Below are 7,056 nucleotides of genomic sequence, written 5' to 3' on the forward strand. Positions count from 1 at the left end.
CCGTAGGCGGGGTCGGCCTTGGTGCAGTGCTCAATGTGCTTGTCAATGATGTGTTGCGACACGCCATGGATGTTGCGGGCGGTGTTGGCAAACAGCAGTTGCTGCTTTTCGGGTGTCATCAGGCGGAACAGGTCGCCGGGCTGGGTGAAGTAGTCGCTGTCATCTTCACGGTAGTCCCAGCGCGCTGCGTCGCCATACAGCTTTTCCACGGGTTCCGCGTACTCGGGCTGCTCTTGCCACGCGCCCTTGGTGTTGGGTTCGTAGGCAATGGTGCGGCCAAAGTTGCCATCAATGCGCATAGCGCCATCGCGGTGGTAGTAGTTGGTGGGGCAGCGTGGGGCGTTCACCGGGATTTGGTGGTGGTTCACGCCCAGGCGGTAGCGTGCCGCATCCGCGTACGAGAACAGGCGGGACTGCAGCATACGGTCTGGCGAGGGGCCAATGCCGGGCACCAAGTTGGACGGTGCGAACGAGGCCTGCTCGACATCCGCGTAGTAGTTGTCGGGGTTGCGGTTGAGCTCCATCACGCCCACTTCAATCAGCGGAAAGTCTTTCTTGGACCACACCTTGGTCAGATCGAACGGGTGGAAGCGGTAGGTTTGCGCTTGCTCTTCGGTCATGATTTGCACGCACAGCGTCCACTTGGGGAAGTCACCGCGGTCAATGGCTTCCAGCAGGTCGCGTTGTGAGGATTCGCGGTCATGGGCCACCACGGCGGCGGCTTCCTGGTCGCTGAGGTTTTCAATGCCTTGATGGCAGCGCCAGTGGAATTTCACATAGTGGCGCACGCCTTCCTTGTTGATCAAGGAGTAGGTGTGCGAGCCGAAGCCGTGCATATGGCGGTAGCCCTTGGGAATGCCGCGGTCGGACATCACGATGGTGATTTGGTGCAAGGCTTCCGGCAGGCCGGTCCAGAAGTCCCAGTTGTTTTCTGCCGAGCGCATATTGGTGTAGGGGTCGCGCTTGACGGCCTTGTTCAGGTCGGGGAACTTCAGCGGATCGCGGAAGAAGAATACTGGGGTGTTGTTGCCCACCAAGTCCCAGTTGCCCTCTTCGGTGTACATCTTCACGGCGAAACCGCGGATGTCACGCTCGGCGTCGGCAGCACCGCGCTCACCAGCGACCGTGGAAAAGCGCGCAAACAGCTCGGTTTTCTTGCCAATTTCAGAAAACACCTTGGCACGGGTGTAGGCCGTGATGTCGCCAGTGACAGTGAAGGTGCCAAAAGCACCCGAGCCCTTGGCGTGCATGCGACGCTCCGGAATCACTTCACGGTGAAAATGCGCCAGCTTTTCCAAGTGCCACAAGTCTTGCAGCAGCATGGGGCCACGAGGGCCGGCAGTCAGAGAGTCTTGGTTGTTGGGTACCGGTGCGCCGGCTGCGGTGGTAAGGCGGTTCATCGCAAGCTTCCTTGTGCTGGTGGACAGACTAGAGGGCTGCGCAAAGAGGCTGTCCGTTTGGCTCTGTGCGTGTTGAATTTGATCGATTGCTTGTATTTTTAATCAAAAACTATCGAAACAAATATTCGGTTGATTGTTTTTAAACATCCCACTGATAAAGGATTTCAGGCCACATCCTGTAGGTTGCATCAGCAATATTCTGCGCAGTCTCATGCGAAGGCGTATGTCAGATGAGGCCGCTGTTCCAGTACAAGGTCCACAGAAACATGGGCACAGGATGCATGGCGTTTGCTGCGCTTTTATGTCAGAGACAGCAGCTTGTGCACCAGGTCACCGGTGGTGCTGGCATCGTATTTGCGCATCAATCGGGCACGGTAAATCTCTACGGTGCGGTGGCTGATTCCCAGGGTACGGCCAATCTCCTTGGAGGTCAGGCCTTCCAGCAACTTTGCGGCCACTTCGCGCTCACGGCCGGTGAGTCCGGCTTTGACAGGGCGTTGTTCGCTCATGTCCTCAAAGCTCCAGATGCCCTCCGCATGCGGGTTGTGGCGGTCCAGCGCGCGTCCGCTGACATGGCACCAGAAGGTCTCGCCCGTGCTGCGCTTCATGATGCGGTTGTCGGAGTAGGTGCCTTTGGCGTTGAGGATAGGGGCCATACGCGCACCCAGACGCTCGTATTCGTCAACGCTGGGATACAGAATTTGGAACGACTGACCCACCATGATCTCGCGCGACATGGCAAACATCTCGCATACGCGCACGTTGCAATCCACCATGATGCGATTGCGCGAGATCACAAGGCCCACGGGGGCGAGCTCAAAAGCAAGGCGATGATCTAGCTCCATGGTGCAACTCTCTAGGAAATACTACGTATGCGGATAGGTAGTATCGTATGAAGCAGCGATAGTAAACAAGGAGACAACATGAAAAAACTCTATCCCTCAGCGGCTGCTGCCTTGCAAGGCGTGGTGGCTGATGGTCAGTTGCTGGCTGTTGGTGGCTTTGGCCTGTGTGGGATCCCCGAGGCCTTGATCGATGCACTGCGAGACAGCGGTGTGAAGGATCTGACGATTGCATCCAACAACGCGGGTGTGGACGGCTTTGGCCTGGGCAAGCTGCTGGAGACTCGCCAAATCAAAAAGATGATTGCCAGCTACGTCGGCGAGAACAAAGAGTTTGAGCGCCAGTATCTGGCGGGTGAGCTCGAGCTGGAGTTCACCCCCCAAGGCACCTTGGCAGAGAAGATGCGCGCTGGTGGTGCGGGCATTCCAGCCTTCTTCACCAAAACCGGTGTGGGCACACAAGTGGCGGAAGGCAAAGAGCTGCGCGAATTTGACGGTGAGACCTATGTGATGGAGCGCGCCATCGTGGCAGATGTGGCGCTGGTGAAGGCCTGGCGTGCCGACAAAAGCGGTAACCTGCAGTTCCGCCTGACAGCACGCAACTTCAACCCTGCAGCCGCTACCTGCGGCAAGGTCTGTGTGGTGGAGGTGGAAGAGGTGGTGGACGTGGGCGAGATTGCGCCGGACGACATCCATCTGCCCGGTATTTATGTGCACCGCATTGTGCACAACGCCACCCCCGAAAAGCGCATTGAAAAGCGCACCATCACTGAGAAGGCAGGAGTTTGATATGGCTTGGACGCAAGATCAAATGGCCGCACGGGCGGCCCAAGAGCTGCAAGACGGTTTCTACGTCAATCTGGGTATTGGCATTCCTACGCTGGTGGCCAACCATACGGGCGATAAAGAAGTGTGGCTGCAGTCTGAAAACGGCATGCTGGGTATTGGCCCCTTTCCCACGGAAGATCAGGTCGATGCCGATCTGATCAATGCGGGCAAGCAAACGGTGACCACGATTGCAGGCTCGTCCATTTTTGGGTCCGACCAGTCGTTTGCCATGATTCGTGGCGGCAAGATCAATTTGTCGATCCTGGGTGCCATGCAAGTGAGCGAGAAGGGGGATTTGGCCAACTGGATGATCCCTGGCAAGATGGTCAAAGGCATGGGTGGTGCCATGGATCTGGTGGCAGGCGTGAAGCGCGTGATCGTGCTGATGGAGCATGTGGCCAAGAAAAAAGATGGCACCACCGACATGAAAATCCTGCCCGAATGCACTTTGCCTTTGACAGGTGTGGGCGTGGTGGACCGCATCATCACGGACTTGGGCGTGCTCGACGTCACCCCTGATGGCTTGAAGGTGGTGGAGCTGGCCGAGGGCGTGAGCTTTGAAGAAATCCAGAGTAAAAGCGGCGTGACCCTGTTGCGCTGAGACGCCCGCGTTTATTAACTTACATCAAGCCCACTCCGCAGTGGGCTTCTTTTTAGACTGAATCTACTAACATCGCACTAGTTACAACTAGAGTGTGCAGCATGGATTCGGAAACCGCAGAGGACGCAGCCACACTGCTGAGCAGTGCCTCCTTGATCAACGACCCACATTATCTGCAAGCGGTGTCGAATTTGGCCGACACCCAAGAAGTGGTGGCGGGGTCTGCAATTTACGCGGCCAGTGGCGTCAAGCTGCTGGATACTGGCGCGCGGATTGATCACCGGCTGTATGAGCGCCTCAAGCTGCACCAGCTGCCCATACCGATTGATGACCAGCTCCAGGTGCAAAACGCGGTAGATATTCCCAGCCTGGAAGCGCAAGTCATGCTGCTGTCTGGCTCTACGCAACTGGGCAGGCAACTGTCTGCGCACCTGGGGGCGCAGCAATACATGCTGATGGAGGTGCTGCGCCACATGCATTGGCCGCAGCAAGCATCTTTCAAGATGACGGTGATGCGCCACCACTTGCCCGAGCTGTTTGAGCACAGCATTTTGATGATGATGTCCGCCGTCTTCCTGGCGGTGAAGCAGCGCTTTTCGGTGCCAGATTGTGCGGAGCTGGCGGCGGCGGCCTTGCTCCACGATGTGGGCATGCTGTATATGCCCCCGAGCTGGAAGAATGCCAAGCACAAACTGACCGTGCAAGAGCGCAAGCAACTGGCCGCGCACTCCATCACGGCGATGCTGGTGGTGCGCGAGATGCGCGTGTATTCGCGCCGCGTAGAAGATGCGGTGCTGGAGCACCATGAACGTCTGGATGGCAGCGGTTACCCCCGTCACGCCAAAGGCGATGAGATTTCGCCCTGGGGACGCATTTTGATGTTGGCGGAGGTGATGTCTGCCTTCTACAGCAAGTTCACGGATATGCCCGGGCAGCGCCTGTCGCTGATGCTGCGCATGAACCACAGCCGTTTTGATGCCACGCTGACACAGCACGTCTACGACTTGCTGGCGCAAGAAGAACCCAGCGCTGCAGACGGGCCTGCGCACACCAGCACCGAAGTGCGCCAAGTGGTGGCAACGCTGGCCACGGTGATGCAGCACTGGGCGTTGTGCAAGCGCAAATTGCCCGAGGTGTGGCAAAGCCTGCCAGACGCCGCAGCAGTGTCTTATGTGGACACGCGCATGCAAAGCCTGGAGAAATCTCTGGCGGAATCGGGTTCCCACCCGCGCCAGCAGGCGGATTGGCTGAAGATGTTTGAAGAAGACCCCAGCAGCATGCAAGAGCTGGTGTTGATCAACAAAGAAGCGCTGTGGCAGGTCGAAAGCTGCGTTGAGGCCTGCGTGCGCCAGTGGCCGCACCTGCTGCAGCCCCAAGGCCCGCTGGACACCATCATGGAAGACTGGTTGGTCAACAGCCGCATGGTGCTGGGGCTTCACAGCAGCACGCCGCCAGCGGCTCAGCAGGCCTAAGGCAGCGCACAGGCGCTATGGCGGCTGATTATGTGGTTTGCTGCAATTTGATAGCTGCTAGCGCTTGCTGATCAATGGGTTGAGGGTGGTTGGCATCTCATGTGCTTGATAAATCTGCGCAAGCCGCTCCTTTTTTGTCATAGCACTGACACAGGCACGATCTATGCTTGAGGTTGAAACCAAAAAACAACCTACAGCACGACCACGAGGGTGGTGCATGGGCGCCAGGTCGCCCCAACGGAAAGGACAGCCTAATGGATCACAGCTATCACCAGCGCATCACCATGGATCGCTTTACCTTTGTCTCCAACGCGCAGCAGACGCAAGGCGCAGGCTTTGTCTCGCAATTGAGCATTGACAGTGGTGCAGGCACTGCCCGCTACCAGCGTTTTTTTACCTTCAGCCCAGTGTTTGAGACAGCCGAGCACGCCGTGGCTTATGCGCTGGATCAGGCGCGCGAATGGATGCAACACAAGTCGCTGGCTTAAGGCGCAGCGGGCACAGTTTGCTTTGCTGCTTTGCCACTGCAGCGCATAAAAAAAGCCCTTGGCGATTACCAAGGGCTTTTTTGATTATGGAAGACAGCCTTGCAGCTGCCTGCATCCGCAAAGCATGAAGGGGCCTCGTTCAGGCTACGTGTACTTCGGCCGGACCTGTTTGCATATGCCCCACGATGGCGGCATCGGCAAAACCACCGTTGCGGAAAATGGTCAGCACCTGCTCCACGGTTTCAGGGCTGCACGACACCAGCAAGCCCCCCGAGGTTTGTGGGTCGGTCAGCAAGGCACGTTGGGTGTCGGTGATGTGGCTGGCCAAAAGCACGGCTTCCCCGTAAGAGGCCCAGTTGCGGCCAGAGGCACCGGTGAAGATGCCTTGCTCGGCCAGCTCCAGCACGCCGGGCAGCACGGGCAAATCCTGGGCGTTGAGGTGCACGGTCAGTTGGGCACCACGAGCCAGCTCCAGGCTGTGGCCAAGCAGACCAAAGCCTGTCACATCGGTCAGCGCATGTACGCCGTCCAGCTTAGACAGCTCGGCGCCCGGGCGGTTGAGCAAGGTGGTGGCATTCACCATGGACTGGTAGCCCTCCTCATCCAGCAGGTTCTTCTTGAGCGCGGCCGACAATATGCCGACCCCCAGAGGCTTGCCCAAAATCAGCACATCGCCGGCCTTGGCATCGGCATTGCGCTTCATCTGCTTGGGGTTGACGATGCCAATGCCCACCAGGCCATAGATGGGTTCTACAGAGTCGATCGAGTGGCCGCCTGCCAATGGAATGCCAGCTTCCTGGCAGACCGAAGCGCCACCATCCAATATGGCGGCAATGGTCTCGTGCGGCAGCACGTTGATTGGCATGCCCACAATGGCCAGCGCCATCAGCGGTGTGCCGCCCATGGCATAAATATCGCTCAGGGCGTTGGTGGCAGCAATACGGCCAAAGTCACAAGGATCATCCACGATGGGCATGAAAAAGTCGGTCGTCGCCACAATCGCTTGCTCGTCATTGATGCGGTAGACAGCAGCGTCGTCGGCGGTTTCGGTACCCACCAGCAAGTCGGGGAAGAACTGTTTGGGCAAGGTGCTTTGGCCAATCAGCTTGGCCAAGATGCCGGGGGCAATTTTGCAACCACAGCCGCCGCCGTGCGACAAAGAGGTCAGGCGGGGGGATGTGGCGGTATCAGATGCTTGGGTCATGGTGATTCAGTGGCTGCACGCAGCACGGGAGTGGCTCGCACATGGGGAAAGAAACAGCCACCATTGTGCGCCAGATGCGGTCTGTATTAGCGCTTGCGGTTATGTCGCAACGGCTGTGCCACTTGGGTTGGGGAAAATAACAAAGCCCCTGCCTTGAAGGGCAGGGGCTTGGTGAAATCTGGCGGAAGACAGCTGGAGTCGAACGGTAATCCCCCCTTAAA

7 protein-coding genes are annotated in these 7,056 nt (G+C 58.0%); 4 read left to right on the forward strand and 3 right to left on the reverse strand.

Annotated features, from left to right (window positions below; genetic code table 11):
• Together B3R00_RS03745 and B3R00_RS03750 are read right to left on the reverse strand one after the other, a co-directional pair.
• Positions 1 to 1,400: catalase (locus tag B3R00_RS03745; protein WP_286997534.1), on the reverse strand; the 1,400-nt coding region annotated here is incomplete at its 3' end.
• 299 nt (positions 1,401 to 1,699) lie between these two features.
• Positions 1,700 to 2,245 (reverse strand): PAS and helix-turn-helix domain-containing protein, encoded by a 546-nt coding sequence (locus B3R00_RS03750; RefSeq protein ID WP_219162108.1) that lies wholly within the window; start codon positions 2,243 to 2,245, stop codon positions 1,700 to 1,702.
• Positions 2,246 to 2,323: 78 nt separating this feature from the next.
• On the opposite strand from B3R00_RS03750, the gene B3R00_RS03755 reads away from it, so the two are divergent.
• The 4 genes from B3R00_RS03755 (at position 2,324) to B3R00_RS03770 (ending at position 5,631) form a co-directional block, all read left to right on the forward strand.
• Positions 2,324 to 3,031, forward strand: a complete 708-nt coding sequence (locus tag B3R00_RS03755) for a CoA transferase subunit A (protein ID WP_286997536.1) — start codon at positions 2,324 to 2,326, stop codon at positions 3,029 to 3,031.
• A 1-nt stretch (position 3,032) separates the two neighbouring features.
• Positions 3,033 to 3,671, forward strand: a complete 639-nt coding sequence (locus tag B3R00_RS03760) for a 3-oxoacid CoA-transferase subunit B (RefSeq protein WP_219162107.1) — start codon at positions 3,033 to 3,035, stop codon at positions 3,669 to 3,671.
• Positions 3,672 to 3,772: 101 nt separating this feature from the next.
• Entirely contained in the window at positions 3,773 to 5,143 is a 1,371-nt protein-coding gene (locus tag B3R00_RS03765) for an HD-GYP domain-containing protein (RefSeq protein WP_286997537.1), read from the forward strand.
• A gap of 254 nt (positions 5,144 to 5,397) precedes the next feature.
• A complete protein-coding gene (locus B3R00_RS03770; protein ID WP_286997538.1) occupies positions 5,398 to 5,631 on the forward strand; it encodes a hypothetical protein in 234 nt (77 codons plus the stop codon).
• 139 nt (positions 5,632 to 5,770) lie between these two features.
• Here B3R00_RS03770 and selD read toward each other — a convergent pair whose 3' ends face one another.
• Complete coding sequence (selD, locus tag B3R00_RS03775; protein WP_286997540.1) at positions 5,771 to 6,835, reverse strand: selenide, water dikinase SelD; 1,065 nt, start codon at positions 6,833 to 6,835, stop codon at positions 5,771 to 5,773.
• Positions 6,836 to 7,056: the final 221 nt, after the last annotated feature.

The sequence above is a fragment of the Comamonas sp. UBA7840 genome (genome assembly GCF_002501455.1).
GTDB lineage: Bacteria > Pseudomonadota > Gammaproteobacteria > Burkholderiales > Burkholderiaceae_C > Comamonas > Comamonas jiangduensis.